Below are 18,325 nucleotides of genomic sequence, written 5' to 3' on the forward strand. Positions count from 1 at the left end.
TCTTTTCTACCTAGAAAAGACTCATTTTTCATTCATGAGTAACTCAACAGCAGGAATATCCGCCGGGGCCCATTTTAATAAACTTAAGCTTTCTCTTTTTGACCAGATAAGATTGGAGTGTTCACTTACTTTCGGCGATCCCTTCGTAATTTTTGATTTGATTGTGATTAAGTTGATGATGAAGGCTTCATATTCATGAGTATGTTCATTAAATATTTCTTGGGTTGCAATGTTGCAATCTAATTCTTCTTTGATTTCTCTTATCAAAGCAGAATAAATATCCTCACCATCTTCAACCTTTCCACCTGGAAACTCCCACATATTGGGAATTAACATGGAGGGTGATCTTAAAACACACAGAATTTCCTGATTTTCGTTCTCAATAATAGCTGCAACCACTTTTACGGTTTGTTTCAAGATAAACAAGTCTCCCACGTGTTAATATTTTGGTTAATAATAGCACGTTATAATTTTAATAGTAAATAAAGAATTACTTCGTAAAAATCGAATTTTTGTAAAATAAGTGATAGCGCTATAAGATGGTGGTTGAGGTGGAGGGCAGTCAACTGCTCGAAAATTAAATTCATTTTTTTTAGTGCAACTGAATATTCTTTTTCATATATAAAATTCTGTGATAAAATCAAAAAGGACAATTAGACTAGCCCTTCTGAATTAGGGCTAGTCTTTTGAATGTGAATGCATTCGCATTCAAAATTGAATCGATAGATTTGTTTAAAGGAGGTACAATATTGGACTTAAAAAAGATAATAAAACAAAGTCTATCTTTACCAAAAAAAGAAGCAGTGTTTTTTTTGAATAGAGTTAGCATGAGAGACACACTAGTCTATTTATTTGCACTACTTTTTTTAGTGTTTCTCCCTGAAGGAATTCAATCGTTACTAGCGGATAATTTATCCCAAAGTGAACGTGCAAGTAGTTATATCTTACAAATGATAGTTTTCTATCCAATATATATTATTTTTTTAAGCTTAATAGGTATTTCAGCTTTGGCCGCTAGTGGATTACTAATTGTAAAAGTAGGGAAGAGGAAGCTTGCGTATCAGCATCTTTGGAAAATGACATCATTCGCATTAACGGTACCCCTAATTCTAAATATGATTGTTAGTTTTATAGGTTTGGATTACTGGCTTATACGATTGTTAATTTTACTTATGTTTTATTTGATTTTGTATAAAATGGTTATGGTTTATCCGAGAAATAAAAACAAAGGTTAGTGGCTATTGGGATGTCCAAGCAATATTTTAAATATTAAAAGACCATCCTATTGAAATGAAGAGGATGGTCTTTTTTGCTTATTTTATCAACCTGCATGTTGTACTAGTTTTTTTTCCAATTTCTTCAACATGTCTTCGGTCATAGTTGAAAGATCATATTTTGCTTTAAATCCCCATTCTTTTTTCGCCGCAGATGCATCAATTGCGTTTGGCCAACTTTCTGCAATAGCCTGTCGACCGGGATCTATATCATAATTCAACTTAAAGCTTGGTATGTGTTTTCTGATTTCTTTTGCAAAGTCTTCTGGCTCTGCACTCATGGCTGTGATATTAAATGCGTTTCGATGAATAAGATTCGAAGCATCAGCTTCCATTAATTGAATAATTGCATCAATAGCATCTGGCATATACATCATGTCCATAAAGGTTCCTTTTTCAATATACGAAGTGTATGATTGGTTTTTAATTGCTTCATAGTAAATCTCCACCGCGTAATCTGTTGTACCGCCACCTGGAGGTGCAACATATGAAATTAAACCTGGAAAACGCACTCCACGTGTATCTATTCCAAATTTATGATAGTAATAGTCACATAATAGCTCACCAGATACTTTGTTTACTCCATACATTGTTGTTGGACGCTGTAATGTGTCCTGAGGAGTAATATCTTTTGGTGTTGTTGGGCCAAAAGCGCCAATTGAGCTTGGTGTAAATATTTGGGCATTTAGTTCTCTTGAAGTTTCTAAGGCATTTACTAAACCACCCATGTTAATGTTCCATGCGAGTAGTGGATTATTTTCTGCATTGGCAGATAAGAGGCTAGCCAAATGCATAATCGTGTCAACGTTGTATTTTCTTGCAATTGTAGTAAATGTACTTGCTTCGGTAACGTCTAAAAGCTCAAAAGGACCAGACTGTACAACTGCACAGTCCACTTTTCTAATATCAGTTGCAACAACATTGTTCGCACCATATATTTCTCTTAATCTTAGAACAAGCTCCGAACCAATCTGACCAAGAGCTCCAGTAACTAAAATTTTCTTCATTTTGTTCTCCCACCCTCTCAGTCAAGAAGTTAAATAATCCCCAGTTCTTTACCGACCTTTTCATAAATAGTAAGTGCTTGATCAAGCATTTCCTTTGTATGTGCTGAAGTAGGCATGTTTCTTACACGACCTTTACCTTTGGGAACTGTTGGAAATACGATAGACTTTGCATAAACTCCTTCTTCATATAACCTTTTACTAAATTGTTGTGTTGCTTTTTCATCACCAATAATACAGGGGGTAATTGGTGTTTCACTGTTACCAATGTCAAAGCCTAACTGGGTTAATCCCTTTTTCAAATAATCACTATTTTCCCATAGTCTATTTTGAAGTTCTGTACTGTCCATCAATATTTCAATTGCCTCTGTACTTGCGGCAACATCTGCTGGTGTAACTGCAGTCGAGAATAGGAATGGACGGGACTGAACTTTTAACCAATCGATTAGCTCTTGTTTACCAGCAACATAGCCACCAATTACACCAATTGCTTTTGAGAGTGTACCCATTTGGAAGTCTACTCGATCCTGAAGTCCGAAATGCTTTACAGTTCCAGCGCCTTTACCTAATACGCCAGATCCGTGTGCATCATCAACATAAGTCATTAAGTCAAATTCTTCTGCAATATCAACAATCTCAGGAAGCTTTGCTACATCTCCGTCCATTGAAAAGACACCATCTGTAATAACCATAATTTTATTATATTGCCCTGATTCGACTGCTTCTTTAGCTTTTTGACGCAAATCATCCATATCTGAGTGATTAACACGAATGATTTTTGCTTTTGACAGTCTACAACCATCAATGATAGACGCATGATTTAGTTCATCAGAAAGAATGGCATCGTTCTTATCCATTACTGCTGAAATGGCAGCCATATTACAGTTAAAACCGGATTGATAAGAAATAACAGCTTCTGTTCCTTTGAAGGCCGCTAGTTTTTCTTCGAGTTTTAGGTGCAGATCCAATGTCCCGTTAATTGTACGAACGGCACCTGCTCCTACTCCATAAGTTTTGACAGCATCGATTGCGACTTTTTTTAACCGCTCATCTGTTGCTAGTCCTAAGTAATTATTTGATGAAAGGTTAATTAATTCCTTCCCTTTAATAGTAATGATTGCTCCATTGGCACCCTCAACCGGGTCGATTTCATTATATAGTCCTTGTGATTTTAATCCTTCTAACTTCTCAGAAAGAAAGCTGGTAAGTTTCGTACTTGTCAACAAAATCCCTCCTAAATTAATATGTGTGTTAATGCTCTAAAAACAACTGTGCGTCTAATGTGAACATTTCGTTCTGTTTAAGTGCTTATATATATACATTATAACAGAAATCTATAAAAGTGTTCATAGGAAAAAGACATTCAATCAAAAAAACTATCGTATTGGTAAACACGCAAAAAAAAAATCTAGGGTACTTATTTAGTATGGTTAACCATCGTTAAAAGCATGTGAGGCTTTTAATAATTTGGGGAACTAACATAACCGATTCTGTGTTTGGTTTATATTTCCAAAATAGTCGGCGGAGTGTCAAAGGAAGTGCTAAATTCTTGAACATCGTAGAATTTCCAATAAATATATGATGAAAAGCCGAAGCAATTAGCTAGACGTTTCATTGACAATTTTAACAAGTATTCTATTGTTCCAAGTGATATTAGGAAAGCAGGTCCAAAACTTTGTAAGGCTCGTATTTTCTAAAGCTGTTACCAAGGTTTTAATGGAAAATGTTACTTTCCATATAGTTCTTGTATTGGTAATATATAAATTATATGATTAACTCAAGAGTTTAAATTAATGGATATAATTGGATAGAAGGATCTCGATGATTGGATACACCAACCTTATTATCTTATCAAGTTGATAACTTGCCAGTGTACGTGCCACGAGTGATCATGAAAACGAGAGTGAACAACTTGTTGTTGGACGGATTACTAAAACAAATATGACAAGACTACTACTGGAGGCCTAACAGCCTCGTAGAAGGCGAAGGAGGACGAAAATTGATCCAAAAACAACGCTTTATTTATGTTTGCTCTGACGCAGTTGGTGAGACGGCAGAGGCTGTAGCACGTGCGACAACAAGGCAATTTTCTGGAGAACACATTCATTTGATAAGATATGGGCATATTCAAACAGATGATGAGATTCGAGAAATAATGGTGGAGGTCGTCAATACTGGTGGAATAGTAGCCTACACACTGGTTCAACCGGAACTCCGAGAAACAATGAAACAGGAAGCAATTCGTCTGGATATTAAAGCAGTTGATGTAATGGGGCCGATGATGCAGGCTTATATTGATACATATAATGATTCCCCTAGGCAGGAGCCGGGATTAAGACAAGAATTAGATGCAGAATACTTCCAGCGTATCGAAGCGATTGAGTTTGCGGTAAAGTATGACGATGGAAAAGACGTACGAGGCCTAATAGCAGCACAGGTAGTATTAATTGGTGTATCTAGAACATCAAAAACACCTCTTAGTATTTTCCTGGCTCATAAAGGGATCAAGGTTGCAAACCTACCCATATTGCCTGACACCAAACCGCCTATTGAGTTGTTTAGCGCTATTAAACCATTAATAATTGGATTGACTATGGAGCCTGAAAGTCTTTTGAAGATTAGAAAAGCACGGTTAAAGGCACTTGGCTTACCTGATGAAGCAAGATACGCTTCTATAGCTCAGATAAGAGAAGAAATTAAAATTGCTAAAGCACTGATGAAAGAATTAGATTGTCAAGTGATTGATGTTTCTGATAAGTCGATTGAAGAAACTGCTGGAGTTATAATGAGCTGGATGAATGACAAGAATCAAGGCTAATGAAAACCTGTCAAGGGTTTTCATCGACAGATAATAACTGAATATTGAATAAATATTAGAGTTAATTTTATGATAATAAGTCTATCAATGCTCTTAAATCAGAAACAGTTCAGGCAAATCGTGAATGTCGTAGTATAAAGAAAAAATCGAGTCTAGTAATACCATAATTTTACAGGTGTATCTAGCCGGAACTTTAATGTATCTCTTGCATCATCCAAGGCTGTATAGCAATTTTAAAAACATAAGACTTTTCTCGAGAAATAGAGCATTATGTATCTAAAGCAGACACAAGATGACTTTAATATGGAATAGGATGTGAGGATTGTGACTTATGATGTGATAATCGTTGGCGCCGGATCAATGGGAATGGCTGCAGGCTATTATCTTTCCAAGCAAAGTAAGCATGTCTTGCTATTGGATTCTCATGATCCGCCACACGAACAAGGCTCTCACCATGGGGAGACTAGAATAATACGACACGCTTACGGTGAGGGGAATAGCTATGTTCCAATGGCTCTGCGTTCTCAAGAATTATGGTTAGAATTGCAGGAGGTAGCAAAGGAGAAGTTATTTATTCCAACAGGGGTATTAAATGTAGCCCAACCCCACTCATCATTCATTAAAAATGTAATAAAAAGTGCGGATTTCTACTCATTGGCCCTTGAAAAACTAACAGCTGAACAAATCAACAAAAAGTGGAAGGGGTTCAATGTTTCTAATGATTTAGTAGGTTACTTTGAATCTAAATCAGGTGTGTTGTTTAGCGAGGCCTGTATTCAATCTTATCGTGATCTCGCTATGGGAAATGGAGCAGTGCTTAAATCAAATATTCGGGTAGAATCGGTTAAAATTAATGATGAAGGTAATGTGACTGTAAAAACAAATGAAGGTGAATATCAAGGCAATAACTTAGTCTTGACAGCAGGGAAAGGGATGAATAATTTACTTCATATGTTGAAGTTAAAACTGCCTTTGCTACCAGTAAGGAAGACCTTTTCTTGGTTTCATTCTGAAGAATCTATTTATAATTCATTTAATTTTCCTGCCTTTGCATTTGATGTCCCGACTGGAATATATTATGGGTTTCCTAGCATTGAAGGAGCTGGAGTGAAGATTGGTCGACATGATAGTGGACATCCTGTAACAGCGGGAAAAAATCTTGAAGAATTTGGATATTATCCAGAGGACGAAGAGGAAGTTTGTAGATTCTCTGAAAAAGTTATGTCGAGTGCGATGAATCATAAATTAGGTAAAACGTGTACGTATATGAATACACCAGATGGAGATTTTGTTATAGATAATCATCCCAATTATCAAAATGTATTTATTGCATGTGGTTTTTCAGGGCATGGTTTTAAATTTAGTAGTGTCGTTGGTGAAATAATTAGCCAACTAATTATTGATGGCAAGACTCAATTTGATTTAACACCTTTTTCGATAGGTAGGTTCAATTAGAGTTTAAGTAAAAACTTGGAATGGTTAACAAAGCAAGTGCCCCGCGTTGTTGAATTGAGAAATTGGCCTTAGTGCTAATAAAATGACTAGCGTTAAGATGGTTGGGGGAGAGTGAAGAACATTACGATGATGTTTGATTATCTTGAATGGGCTAACCAACAAATTCTTAAATAATGGTCATATTAATGCTCAATCAACGGAGCATTGGTTCAAGCAGATTAACTTAGATTTGATTACCTTTATGCTAGGCTAAATACTATCTATACCAAGATTCCTGATTTTTGATGGTGTTTTCTCATGTTCAAATCAATAAACATGTAGTAAAATCTAGGAGGTGCAGAAAGATTAATTTTTCACCCATATTTATCAGGCGATAGGCTTCATTATGGAACGCAAATTTAAGAGGGATTTAGGAATGCATAAAAAGAGGGAACACATGATGCGAGCAGTACTTGAAGGGATCAATCTTAACATGTTAATGTCAATACGGAATTGGTTCCTAACTATTTGAGGCTCAGTCGCTTATTTGAAGAAGATTATGAAGCAATTGTTAAATTTCAGCAGAAGTATATTGGTTAATATCCAAAAATGCCACTAGGTATTAGTCCTAGTGGCATTTTTTTATGAAAGATTGATAGAGTTCATGTTAGAATAATTAAGTAGTGACTTTAAGGTTTCGCATCAAGTACACCCACAATTTTTGGAGGATACAATAAATGAACTTAGTATCTATTGATTTTGAGACGGCAAATCGATATAGGTCTAGCCCATGTGCAATTGGTATCGTGGTTGCAAATAAAGATGGAATTATTGATGAATTTTATAGCTTGATTAATCCGTTAATGGATTTTGAGTCAAATAATATTTACGTACATGGTATTACAGAAACTGACGTTTTGGACGCACCAACTTTTGCAGAATTATGGCCAAGGATTGTTCCGTTTCTAACAAATAACCTAGTGATTGCTCATAATGCTAGTTTTGATATGAGTGTATTACGAGCATCATTAGATCGGTATAATTTGCCTTATCCGGAGCTTGAATATCTATGCTCTGTTATGATTTCGAAAAAGGTTTGGCCAGGGATGAGTAGTTATAAGTTGAATAGATTGGCTGAAGTTAAGGGCATAGAATTTTCACATCACCATGCTTTGGACGACTCAAGAGCTGTAATAGAGTTATTGCTGCAGGCAATTGGAGAAAAACAAGTAGATAGTTTGCAAGAACTTGTTAGTACAGTTAATATCTCTTGTGGTAGAATTTTTGAACGAAGCTACATAACACCAAAAGTAATAGGTAAAACTAGAGAGAATAGTAGAACAACTAATTAATGCAACCGAGGAAAACCTCGGTTTTACTTTAATTTATGGTTCGTTTTCTAAGGTAGTTATTCGAGATTAAGAAATCAAATGCGTCATAACCTTTTGCCTTTTCTTCCTTATAATGGGATTGCTAATCCAGCGCTGAGGAAAGCGCCTGCCCTGAACAGAAATCAACGACCGGTTAGTAGCAGGTCTATACATTTTGTGTCAAAAACGTCAAAAACAACAACAATCTTTTAATAGGAACCTTAATTATTGTGATGAAACGGAAGAAGTGAGGAGAATTAGATGAAGACACTAGTTAATATTGCGCACCCGACCATGCAAGAGTCTCGATTGAATGCCTATTTAAAGGATGCAATAAAAAATCAGCCTGACCTTAAAGTTAATGATCTTTATGCTGAATATCCTGATGAACAAATAGATGTTACAAGAGAGCAACAGTTATTAGAAGAACATGACCGAGTAATCTTTCAGTTTCCCAATTATTGGTATAGCTACCCGCCACTTTTAAAAAAATGGTTTGATCATGTTTTACTCCGTGGTTGGGCATTTAAGGGAGGCTATGCACTTGAGGGAACAGAGTTTGGATTAGCGATTAGCTCGGGATTTACCTCGGAGGATTATCGGTTTGACGGACTTCACAGACATTCAATCGAACAAGTGATGGCTCCTTTTTATGCGACTTGTAATTTTATAAGGACAAAATCGTTACCTATATTCAATACATTTGAGGATGAAATGAATACAGAATTAGACCTTCAAAATCATTCATTAGAATATCTCAAGTACCTCCGAAGAGAATCCTATCCGTTTCACTATAAATCATGATTTAACAACACGCCATTTATAATTGAAAAGAGCTATTGGAAAATACTATTCGTTAGACGACTTTAGTTCTGTTTGATACAATTAAAGGTAGATTTAAGAAAGTCCTGGTTGTGGAACTTCCTCATTGACATTGAATGTGAAAGAATCTACATAAGAGTTTTTTCTACTAACTGGGGCCTAAACGATGTTCTCATATATAAAATTTAAATAAGAGAGGTGGATGAAATTTGAATCAAAATAAACCAAAAATAGTCATTCTTGGTGCAGGGTACGCAGGAATGATGACAACAAAAAAACTAATCCAAAAATTTAGACCTGAGGAAGCTGACATTGTTTTGGTAAATAAGCATAACTACCATTACCAAACAACATGGCTTCATGAAGTGGCAGCAGGCACTATCGATATTAATCGTTCAAGAATCATGATAAGTGATGTAATTAATACAAGAAGAGTTCAGCTGCTTCAGGATACAGTTGTTGAAATAAATCGAGAAGATCAAAAGGTTATCTTGGAAAATGGCGAGATAGACTACGATTATTTAGTTATTGGTCTAGGTTTTGAGAAAGCCACATTTGGTATTCCAGGTATGGATGAAAATGCTTTTACAATACAGAGTGTTGATAAAAGTCGAATGATTCGTGAACATATTGAGTATCAGTTTGCTAGTTATAAAAATTCTACTAATGATGACGGTGATAAAGACCATTTGTTAAACATTGTAGTGGGTGGTGGCGGTTTCACTGGGATTGAATTTGTTGGTGAACTTGCTGAGAAGGTACCTGAATTATGTAATAAATATGATATCCCAAGGAACAAAGCAAGAATTATTAATATTGAAGCGGCACCTACGATTTTACCAGGTTTCGATCAGGAGTTGATAGACTATGCTCGGAAATCATTAGAAAACCGAGGAGTTGAATTTAAGACTGGTGCAATGATTAAAGAATGCAAACAAACTAGTGTAATGGTAGGAGAAGAAGAGGAAGAAATCAAAGCTGGAACTATTGTCTGGACTGGTGGAGTTCAAGCAAACTCAATTGTAGGAAATTCAGGATTCGAATTAACCAAAGGTAAAGTAAATGTTGATGAAGATTTGCGTGCTCCAGGTTATGAAAATGTATTCATTTTAGGAGATTGTTCTTGGGTAATGGATAAGGAAAGTGGTCGACCATATCCTCCAACCGCACAACTTGCGATGCAAGAAGCAGATACATGTGCAAACAACCTTAAGGCATTAATTCAAGGAGGGCCATTGGAGAACTTTGTGTTTGATAATAAAGGAACTGTGGCCTCACTTGGCGGGAAGCATGCTATGGGAACCGTTTTTGAAGGAAAAAAACTTTTCGGAGTTACAGCTAAAGCGATGAAAAACGTCATTGATGATCGTTATTTGTTCTTACTTGGTGGACCTAAATTAGTACTGAAAAAAGGAAAGTTTCGTCCTTTTTAACGTAAGTTAGTATAAATGAAACCAATCACGGGATCACTAGAGGAGGGAAAATTGGTAATGAAAAATACACTTCTTTTTACATTGCTTACGTTGGCATCAACAATAGCGTATGTGATTTTTTCTCGGAATATGGAAAAAACAAGGGATTTTAGATAATTAAATCTTTAAAGCGTACATTGAAAAGCTAGTAGCCATCCATGGACTACTAGCTTTTTACGATAAGAAATGGGCAGACTAAATAGGATGAATACAACTATTTAACTGGGTTGCAATTAAGTATTTGAATTGGTTTTAGATAATAGAAATCATTCAACATCGGAGAAATGAAGTCACTATAATGATCTGATGATGATTAAGGGAAATTTTTTAAAAATGGAAACCTATGATACACTTAGGTTTTCTAAATTCCCGGATAAACATTGTCTTTTATTACAAAAAAAATGAAACAAATTATTATTTTCTTACGTAGATTCAATGAAGAGGTTTGTCCTCAACAATTACATGAGGGGGTTAAAAAATGAGCACAGTAAAGAAAAAGAAATTTGATATTAAGGTTTTTATTCTCATTGCACTGCCATTATCAATTCTTATTCTAATTTTGATATTACCAGAACTTAATATACAGAGTGATCTTGAAAAGAATATTATCGAACCCTATTTAAATACTGTTATAGACGGTGATTATGAAATTGAAAATATTGCAGAAAATATGCATCCTGTTTCTGGTGTATCTGGAGATGTTTATGATGTGTATATCTCTGAAGATGGTTCACGGGGAGCATATCAAGTAATAATAGAAGATGACAAGGTCGTATCTTTTAAAAGGAAGGAAGGTTATTAAAGTTAATATCATTTATGGTGTTAAACAAATGGCGTTCAAGTTTAATAATCCGATAATAAAAAAGTAAAACTTCCATAAAAAAGGAAGTTTTACTTTTTTATAATAAATATCAACAAAACGTTTAAGAAGTCAAGAAATATAAAATATAAAGCTCTCATGCAGTCTCGCATAAGAGCTTAAGAATAATTATTAAATTCTACATTAAGTCATAAACTGATTCCTCGAAATAGAGCCAGTGGAAATATTCAATCTGTTCATCCGACATGTTAAGGACGTCTTCTTTGTTGTACTTCGTCTTCTCCCATAAGTGCTCCATCTTGAAATTCCGTTCTACTTGACTCACTGTAAATCCTCCTTATAAACCTTCTTTAAAAGAAGTGTTTATTTATTGTAATCGTTTTCTTTACCTTGATTTCATTATACATCTCAATATGAGATTAAACAAATATCATTTTGAGAATGATTTATCTAATAGTGATATTGAAATGCTATCTTTCATTTTAAAAGCCTAGTTGTGAGGTAAATAGGATATAAAATTGCTATTTTATGTGGGGGAGGGCATGGAGAATCTAACTATAATTTTGAGGGAAAAGCTATTAACCAAAAAAACAACTCTTCAAAATGAAGAGTTGTTTTTTGTTAATGATTGTTAGGATATATAACGTACATTAGTTTATCAGTTAACCGAAAAATCAGTAGACACTTCATACTTTTTGCCATCTTCTGGTGTCATCCAAGCTGTTAACACATAATCTCCAGCTGTTAGGTTTAATTCCTGAAGTTCAATGGTGTATTGTAATGCTTCGCCTGGCTTTACTTGTTCTTCGCCTAATACTTGCATAAATGATGCAACACTTGAGAATTGATGTAATTGTTCTCCATCCTTAGTTTCCACAGTGTAATCAAATCGTTGGGAGCTAGTGAATTTTAGTGTTATTTCTTGTTCTGTCTGATTAGCTACTTGGTATTCGTATACTAGTGGGCTTTGCTCTGTAAGGCTTGGCACCATTTTACCTGCGACAATACCCTCATTTCCATCATCGTTACTACCACTTGTATTTTCATCTTGTTGGTCTTGATTTGATTCATTATTACTTGTACCACATCCAACTAATAGTACACTAGTTACTAGGATAAACAACAGTAAGATTATTTTTTTCATTAATATTACCTCCACTTTAATAGTTATAAAGAATACTCTTTTGTCTATTTGTCGTTCCATCAGCTAGTTTAGTTACAAAAATCATGTGTATTTTTTAAAAAAATTATATTATCTAATAACATTTTATTGCTTATAAGATATTATGTATAAATTAAAATGAATCGCATGTAGTTGATCACATGCGATTCATTAATTAAACCCATTCTAAGATACCGGTTAAATCTTGGTAAACACTGTCAGGCATTAGATTTAATTCTTCAACTGGGAGTCTTTTTCGATTAATCCAGGCAGTACGGACTCCATAATTCTCTGCTCCGGAGATATCCCACCCATTTGATGAAACAAATAGTGTGTTTTCTTTTTGGCTATTTAGAACTTCCATTGCATAATGGTATGATGCCGGGGCAGGTTTGAATTCCTTTACTTCATTTGTACTAATAATTTTGTCGAATAAAGTGGTTATTCCCGCATTTTTTACTAAAGGATCAAGCATGTCATGGGAACCATTTGAAAAAATAGCTAGCTGTTTGTTCCCCAGTTGGCTTAATACTCCCTTGACTTCAGGATATACATCTAAGTTCAAGTAGGCAGCAACTAGTTCTTCCATTTGTTCTGGATTAGTCTGTTCCCCATGCTTCTTAATTGCGTAGGTTAGGGCAGCTTTAGTAATTTCAAAAAAAGTAGCATAGTTTCCCATAATTTGACGTAGTAGGGCATATTCAATTTGTTTTTCTCGCCAAGTCTGGCTAATCTTTTGTCCTTTTCCCGAAAAGTGATTTTCAAGTTTATTAGATAAGGAATGAACGTCAAAAAGAGTACCATATGAATCAAAAATTATTGTATTTATATGACTCATTCATTCTCCTCCTTTTTTCTTATAAGAGTCGGAATGTGTATCCTTTTTCCCTAATAGCATCTATTAATTGAGGTAGGATGGACAATGTTTGTTTTAACTCATGTAAAAGGATGATTGACCCATCTTCTAAATTATTAACAACATTATTAATGATTTGATTTGGATTGTTTTTAAGTTCCCAATCGATACTGGCAATTTTCCACATTACAGGGATTAATTCTAACTGTTGTGCCGCTTTAATTGTATCGTCATTATATCGGCCGAAAGGAGGACGGAAATATGTTACCTTGTTTCCAGTGATGTCCTCTAGATGTTTAACGCTATTTTGGAGTTGTTTTAATTGCTTTTGATATGATAGCCTTTCCATATCAGGATGATTGATTGTATGTGTCCCAATCCAATGACCTTCATCCAAGACACGCTTCCAAGGCCTAGTCGGATAAAGCAGTCGAGATTGCCAGAAGAACACAGCAGGAACATTCGTTTCCCGTAATATGTCGAGTATCTCAGGTAATACTTTACTAGGACCATCATCAAAAGTTAATACTACAGATTTTTGAGTAGTCAAGTTTACTCTGGTTAGTACATTTACATCCTTAGAGTCGTACACGACCCTTGTCTGATCTACTATTCATGGAGTTTTAATCATCATAGTAGTCACTCCTTTGGTTAATTATCTTTACCAGGACAGAAATATTAGGTATAGCTATGTTGCTTATTTTTAATTGCATTGTGATAGGTATGGTCGAATTCAATTTCATTAAATAATTCAGGACTTCCATCAAATACAATTTTACCATCTTTTAATGCGATAATACGAGTAGCAAATCGTCTTGCTAAATCAACATCATGAACATTAATGACAGTAAGAAGTTGATGACGATTGTGCATTTCTTGTAGTAGAGTAAATATATGGTTTGATGTCCCAGGGTCTAAGCTAGAGACTGGTTCATCACCTAGTAATAGTTTTGGCTGTTGTAATAAAGCCCGTGCAATACCTACTCGTTGCTTCTGGCCACCACTTAAATGTTCCACCCGACGTCCAATTTGTTCGGTGAGTCCAACATCTTCAATGACTTGTTTAGCACGATTTACTTCCTCTGGACTGAACCAGCCTATGAGATTCTTGTAAGTGCTTCGATAGCCAAACATACCAGTTAAGACATTCTGTAATACACTTAGACGTGGGATCAGGTTGAAGTGTTGAAAAATCATCCCCATCTCACGTCTAATTTTTAGTAATTGTTTTTCAGTCATGTTGGAGACAGATTCGCCATTCCAAGATACTTGGCCTTGGTTCGGTTTTTGGAGACCATTAATACACCGAATAAATGTTGACTTTCCAGCTCCACTCTTACCTAATATACACACGAATTCACCTTTTTCAAATGTAAGGTTAATTCCCGATAGTGCATTTTCGTGGCCCCCACGGTAACGCACAGATAAGTTTTTTATCTCTAACATAGTAAATAGCCTCCTTAGATGACCTTCTTGCGCACATAGCTACCGTATAAATCAACAACAATAACAATGACCATAATTATTAAGACGTCTAATGATACAGATGAATACTGAAAGGTTTTAAAGTCATTAAACAGTCGTTGACCAATACCACCGCCACCAATAAAACCTAATACAAGAGACGTTCTGATAGCAACTTCAAAACGATAGAAGTAATGTGATAATACATTTGGCCATATTTGCGGAAGAATGCTAAACAGATACGCAAACCAGTTTTTTGCTCCTACCGCCTTCATTGCTTCTTGCGGACCTGGATCAGCAGATTCTATTAACTCCGAAATCAATTTACCTAATACCCCTACATTGTGGAACATAATTGCCAACACAGCAGGGAAGGGACCTAGACCAAGTGCTGTTAATAAAACAAGTCCAAAAACAATTTCTGGAATCGATCGAACAAAGCTCAGTGCGAACCTAGAAAAATGATAAAGATATTTGGAGGGTGAAGTATTCCACGCTGCGACAAAACTAATTGGGAGTGCTATAAGTAAACCAAGAAAACTACCTAGAAACGCCATCGAAAGCGTTTCTAGACTGTCTTCAAGCATATTAGGAAGTTTAGAGAAATCCATAGGGAACCATTGAGATAAGAAATCAATCATGTTACGAAAATCCCTAAATTTAGATAGATCGAATTCAGTTAGTCTCATACTAATAAAAATAAATAAAGAGAGTATGAGAAAAGTTATAATATTACGACGTTTAAACCACACAATGATCAGCCCTATTCTTCAATAATTCCTTGTTTGACTGCTGCTTGCTTTATGCTTTCATAGTCTTCATTCGTAGCAGTGGTAAATGCACTTGCTCCAAATGCATTAAGGATTTCTTCATCTTCAATCTCAGTGAAGGATTGTTGTAATTTTTCAATTGTTTCCTCGTCAGTATCTTTGTGAACAGCCCATGGATATTGAAATAAATCTTCTGATTGCCAAATCGTTTTCAATTGGTCGCCATCAACTTTGCCTGCTTCTACTAGCTGATTATAAATAGCACTATCAATTGCTCCAGCATCGACTTGTTGATTCTGAACGGCTAAGGCTGTCGCATCATGGGAGCCGGTAAAACGAGTTGAATTAAATTCGTTTTCATCCTCGTCTTGATAAACACCGCGATCCTGTAATTCAATACTTGGTATTAACGATCCAGATGTTGAATTTTGATCGCCAAAAGCAAAATCAATTTCCTCTGAATTAGCTAGCAAATCTTCAATTGAATTCCAGGGATTATCTACATGAGTAATAATATAAGAGTGGTAAAAAGGTTCCCCATCTATTAACTGAGTTATGATTGCTTGTGCTCCGCTCTTTGCATGAGCAACTACATATGTTAAAGGTCCGAAATAAGCCATATCAATTTTGTCATAATTCATAGCTTCCACAACGCCATTATAGTCTGGATATACTTCAATGCTTACTTCGCGATCTAATTCCTCAGATAGGTGAGATTGTAGCTTATCCATGGCGCCTTCCATTTCTCCCTCTGTTTGAGCAGGAATAACCCCTATCGTAAATAGCTCACTTTCTTCCCCACATGCAGTAAGTATAAATATCGAACAAAGAATAAGAACAGTAAATATTTTTTTTATCATTGGTTTCACCTCATTTAAATATTATGAAATGTACTTTTAAAACTATTTACTTTAGCTCCAATAGAGTCATGTTCAATCCTTGCTCCAAGGAGTATTTTGCTTTCCAGTTTAATGTATTTAATGCTTTTTTATTATTTAAATAACTGTGTAAGATATCACCGTTTCGGCCTTCGGAGTAGATCGGTTCAATATCCTTTACAAGTAAATTGTTTATCATACGGACTAGATTATTTAGGCTTGTTTTCGTATTCGTGCTAACATTTAAGATTTGATTATTTCCTTGTTCAATCGCAGCTACATTTGCAGTAGCGATATCTTTAACATAGATGAAGTCTCTAGTCTGATTACCATCACCAAAAATTATTGGATTACTATCTTCTAACATTTTATTGAGAAATATAGAGATGACATTACCTTCACCTTTGCTATTAGCGGAACCAGGTCCGTATACGTTAGAATATCTTAGTATCGTAAAGTTAAGTCCATGGATACCACAGTATGTTTTTATATAATGTTCTGCAGTTAGTTTAGAAATTCCATAGAATGATAAAGGCAACTGTGGATGTTTTTCGTCGACAGGTAAATAAATAGGATCACCGTAAACAGCTGCAGTGGACGAGAATATCACTTTTTTTACGTCATGTTTGTTACATTTTTCTAGGACATGTATAGTTCCTAAAATATTAGTAGTCGCATCCAGTTTAGGGTTGATAATTGATTGACCTACATCAACCTGGGCAGCTAGGTGAATTAAACAATCTGGTTTTTCTGTCTCGAAAATGCCATCTAAATCACTATTAATATCAACAGAATAACAACGAATATTACGGTGATGTTCGAACTGCTCGTTAGTACTTTGTTCATCAATAATTGCCACATCATATTTATTTTCAATCAGTTCATTTACTACGTGTTTTCCAATAAATCCAATACCGCCAGTTACAAGAACTTTCATTGTAATGTATCCTTTCTATTACTAGTAACTAGAACAGTTATGTGTTATGAAGATATCAAGTTCCAAAGATATTGTAAAAAAGGACTCGAGCAGAGTCCTTTATAATTTTTGGATCAATAGCTTTAATTTTCAGTTCTAGGAGTTATTAAATAACTTTAATCCTGCCTGGATTCTCAGCAGTTACTTCTCCAATAATTGCTGATGATACGTTTCTATCTTGGAGGTCCTGCTGGAGTGAATCGGCTTCGGATTCAGGTACAGAAATCAAAAGTCCTCCAGAGGTGACAGCATCACAAAGAATCATTTGATCGATCTCACTAATATCATCACTATAATCGATACAATCAGCTAACCATTTGTGATTTTTCTTTGAACCACCTGGAATAATATCCTGCTCAGCAAGTTCCTTAGCCTTTGATAGAACTGGAACAGCATTATTATGAATGGTAATTCCGACACAACTTCCTTCAGCAATTTCTCTTGTATGGCCTAAAAGTCCAAAACCAGTAACATCTGTACAAGCATTTACTGAGTAGTTTTCCATTGCTTCGGCTGCATCCTTATTAAGAGTGGCCATCACAGTTGAAACTTCATCAATATCTTTTTGTTCCAATAGACCATTTTTTATTGCAGTTGTTAAAATCCCAACGCCAATTGGCTTCGTTAAGATTAGACGATCTCCTGGCTTTGCGCCGGCATTAGCTCTAATTCTGTCAGGGTGGATGATTCCAGTGACCGATAAACCAAATTTAGGCTCTTGATCATCAATCGAGTGACCACCAACTAACGCTGCTCCAGATTCTCTTACTTTATCTGATGCTCCAGCTAGAATATCAGCTAAAATACTTTTATCAAGTGTATTAATCGGGAATCCAACGATATTCATTACCGTAATCGGTTTGCCGCCCATAGCATAGACATCGCTAAGTGAATTTGCTGCACCAATTTGCCCAAACATGTACGGATCATCAACAATTGGTGTGAAAAAATCCAATGTCTGAACAAGCGCAGTATCATCATTAATTTTATATACTCCTGCATCATCAGAAGTGTCTAAACCAACTAGTAAATTTGGATCTGGTACGGACTTAGGTAAATGACGCAGAACCTGCGCCAGGTCTTCAGGACCAATTTTGCATCCTCAACCACCTTTAGTAGATAGAGAAGTTAATTTAATAATTTCATCTTTAGACATATGGATCACTCCTTGTAATTAGAATGTAGTTGTAGAAGGGGAAGAATAC

At 35.4% G+C, this 18,325-nt stretch carries 19 protein-coding genes; 7 read left to right on the forward strand and 12 right to left on the reverse strand.

From position 1 onward, the window contains the following. Nucleotides 1-21 precede the first annotated feature (21 nt). Complete coding sequence (locus tag GH741_RS03615) at nt 22-417, reverse strand: (deoxy)nucleoside triphosphate pyrophosphohydrolase (RefSeq protein WP_153735383.1); 396 nt, start codon at nt 415-417, stop codon at nt 22-24. Nucleotides 418-749: 332 nt separating this feature from the next. Between GH741_RS03615 and GH741_RS03620 the strand changes: the two genes are divergently transcribed. Further along, nucleotides 750-1,235, forward strand: a complete 486-nt coding sequence (locus GH741_RS03620; protein WP_153735384.1) for a DUF1189 family protein — start codon at nt 750-752, stop codon at nt 1,233-1,235. Nucleotides 1,236-1,321: 86 nt separating this feature from the next. Here the strand turns inward: GH741_RS03620 and GH741_RS03625 are convergent, their stop codons facing one another. Both GH741_RS03625 and GH741_RS03630 read right to left on the reverse strand, forming a co-directional pair. Further along, nucleotides 1,322-2,281: an L-threonine 3-dehydrogenase gene (locus tag GH741_RS03625; RefSeq protein WP_153735385.1), complete on the reverse strand. Its 960-nt coding sequence runs from the start codon at nt 2,279-2,281 to the stop codon at nt 1,322-1,324. Nucleotides 2,282-2,310: 29 nt separating this feature from the next. Then, the gene (locus GH741_RS03630) at nt 2,311-3,501 is read right to left on the reverse strand and encodes a glycine C-acetyltransferase (protein ID WP_153735386.1); all 1,191 of its coding nucleotides are present in this window, start codon (nt 3,499-3,501) and stop codon (nt 2,311-2,313) included. Between the two features lie 776 nt (nt 3,502-4,277). Here GH741_RS03630 and GH741_RS03635 point away from each other — a divergent pair. The 6 genes from GH741_RS03635 to GH741_RS03660 all read left to right on the forward strand — a co-directional run bounded on the left by GH741_RS03635 (nt 4,278) and on the right by GH741_RS03660 (nt 10,996). Then, nucleotides 4,278-5,096 carry a pyruvate, water dikinase regulatory protein gene (locus GH741_RS03635; protein WP_153735387.1) on the forward strand — a complete coding sequence of 273 codons (819 nt, stop codon included), beginning with the start codon at nt 4,278-4,280 and terminating at the stop codon, nt 5,094-5,096. Between the two features lie 324 nt (nt 5,097-5,420). After that, on the forward strand, nt 5,421-6,551 hold the full coding sequence (gene solA / locus GH741_RS03640) for an N-methyl-L-tryptophan oxidase (protein ID WP_338079220.1): 1,131 nt from the start codon (nt 5,421-5,423) through the stop codon (nt 6,549-6,551). 716 nt (nt 6,552-7,267) lie between these two features. Then, nucleotides 7,268-7,882 (forward strand): 3'-5' exonuclease, encoded by a 615-nt coding sequence (locus GH741_RS03645; protein ID WP_153735388.1) that lies wholly within the window; start codon nt 7,268-7,270, stop codon nt 7,880-7,882. Between the two features lie 279 nt (nt 7,883-8,161). Beyond that, entirely contained in the window at nt 8,162-8,704 is a 543-nt protein-coding gene (locus GH741_RS03650) for an NAD(P)H-dependent oxidoreductase (RefSeq protein WP_153735389.1), read from the forward strand. Between the two features lie 227 nt (nt 8,705-8,931). Continuing rightward, a complete protein-coding gene (locus GH741_RS03655) occupies nt 8,932-10,155 on the forward strand; it encodes an NAD(P)/FAD-dependent oxidoreductase (protein WP_153735390.1) in 1,224 nt (407 codons plus the stop codon). Between the two features lie 517 nt (nt 10,156-10,672). After that, entirely contained in the window at nt 10,673-10,996 is a 324-nt protein-coding gene (locus GH741_RS03660; RefSeq protein WP_153735391.1) for a hypothetical protein, read from the forward strand. A 196-nt stretch (nt 10,997-11,192) separates the two neighbouring features. Here the strand turns inward: GH741_RS03660 and GH741_RS03665 are convergent, their stop codons facing one another. The 9 genes from GH741_RS03665 to selD form a co-directional block, all read right to left on the reverse strand. Beyond that, the gene (locus GH741_RS03665) at nt 11,193-11,339 is read right to left on the reverse strand and encodes a BH0509 family protein (RefSeq protein WP_240795414.1); all 147 of its coding nucleotides are present in this window, start codon (nt 11,337-11,339) and stop codon (nt 11,193-11,195) included. A gap of 333 nt (nt 11,340-11,672) precedes the next feature. Next, on the reverse strand, nt 11,673-12,158 hold the full coding sequence (locus tag GH741_RS03670) for a BsuPI-related putative proteinase inhibitor (RefSeq protein ID WP_170287549.1): 486 nt from the start codon (nt 12,156-12,158) through the stop codon (nt 11,673-11,675). 193 nt (nt 12,159-12,351) lie between these two features. Then, entirely contained in the window at nt 12,352-13,014 is a 663-nt protein-coding gene (locus GH741_RS03675) for a haloacid dehalogenase type II (protein WP_153735393.1), read from the reverse strand. A 19-nt stretch (nt 13,015-13,033) separates the two neighbouring features. Further along, nucleotides 13,034-13,582 (reverse strand): polysaccharide deacetylase family protein, encoded by a 549-nt coding sequence (locus GH741_RS03680; RefSeq protein ID WP_153735394.1) that lies wholly within the window; start codon nt 13,580-13,582, stop codon nt 13,034-13,036. A gap of 128 nt (nt 13,583-13,710) precedes the next feature. Continuing rightward, a complete protein-coding gene (gene phnC, locus GH741_RS03685) occupies nt 13,711-14,478 on the reverse strand; it encodes a phosphonate ABC transporter ATP-binding protein (RefSeq protein WP_153735395.1) in 768 nt (255 codons plus the stop codon). 14 nt (nt 14,479-14,492) lie between these two features. Continuing rightward, nucleotides 14,493-15,248, reverse strand: a complete 756-nt coding sequence (phnE, locus tag GH741_RS03690; protein WP_338079221.1) for a phosphonate ABC transporter, permease protein PhnE — start codon at nt 15,246-15,248, stop codon at nt 14,493-14,495. Between the two features lie 11 nt (nt 15,249-15,259). Next, on the reverse strand, nt 15,260-16,126 hold the full coding sequence (phnD, locus tag GH741_RS03695) for a phosphate/phosphite/phosphonate ABC transporter substrate-binding protein (protein WP_153735397.1): 867 nt from the start codon (nt 16,124-16,126) through the stop codon (nt 15,260-15,262). 46 nt (nt 16,127-16,172) lie between these two features. Further along, nucleotides 16,173-17,081, reverse strand: a complete 909-nt coding sequence (locus tag GH741_RS03700; protein WP_153735398.1) for an NAD-dependent epimerase/dehydratase family protein — start codon at nt 17,079-17,081, stop codon at nt 16,173-16,175. Between the two features lie 145 nt (nt 17,082-17,226). Beyond that, nucleotides 17,227-18,276, reverse strand: coding sequence for a selenide, water dikinase SelD (gene selD / locus GH741_RS03705; RefSeq protein WP_153735399.1), 1,050 nt, complete (start codon nt 18,274-18,276; stop codon nt 17,227-17,229). Nucleotides 18,277-18,325: the final 49 nt, after the last annotated feature.

Source organism: Aquibacillus halophilus (assembly GCF_009649745.1).
Taxonomy (GTDB): Bacteria; Bacillota; Bacilli; order Bacillales; family Amphibacillaceae; genus Aquibacillus; species Aquibacillus halophilus.

Excerpts from the sequence above, each read along its gene's own strand:
- GH741_RS03625 (WP_153735385.1), bottom strand. The coding sequence starts at position 2,281 with ATGAAGAAAATTTTAGTTACTGGAGCTCTTGGTCAGATTGGTTCGGAG.
- GH741_RS03645 (WP_153735388.1), top strand. The coding sequence starts at position 7,268 with ATGAACTTAGTATCTATTGATTTTGAGACGGCAAATCGATATAGGTCT.
- GH741_RS03650 (WP_153735389.1), top strand. The coding sequence starts at position 8,162 with ATGAAGACACTAGTTAATATTGCGCACCCGACCATGCAAGAGTCTCGA.
- GH741_RS03660 (WP_153735391.1), top strand. The coding sequence starts at position 10,673 with ATGAGCACAGTAAAGAAAAAGAAATTTGATATTAAGGTTTTTATTCTC.
- GH741_RS03670 (WP_170287549.1), bottom strand. The coding sequence starts at position 12,158 with ATGAAAAAAATAATCTTACTGTTGTTTATCCTAGTAACTAGTGTACTA.
- GH741_RS03675 (WP_153735393.1), bottom strand. The coding sequence starts at position 13,014 with ATGAGTCATATAAATACAATAATTTTTGATTCATATGGTACTCTTTTT.
- phnC (WP_153735395.1), bottom strand. The coding sequence starts at position 14,478 with ATGTTAGAGATAAAAAACTTATCTGTGCGTTACCGTGGGGGCCACGAA.
- phnD (WP_153735397.1), bottom strand. The coding sequence starts at position 16,126 with ATGATAAAAAAAATATTTACTGTTCTTATTCTTTGTTCGATATTTATA.
- GH741_RS03700 (WP_153735398.1), bottom strand. The coding sequence starts at position 17,081 with ATGAAAGTTCTTGTAACTGGCGGTATTGGATTTATTGGAAAACACGTA.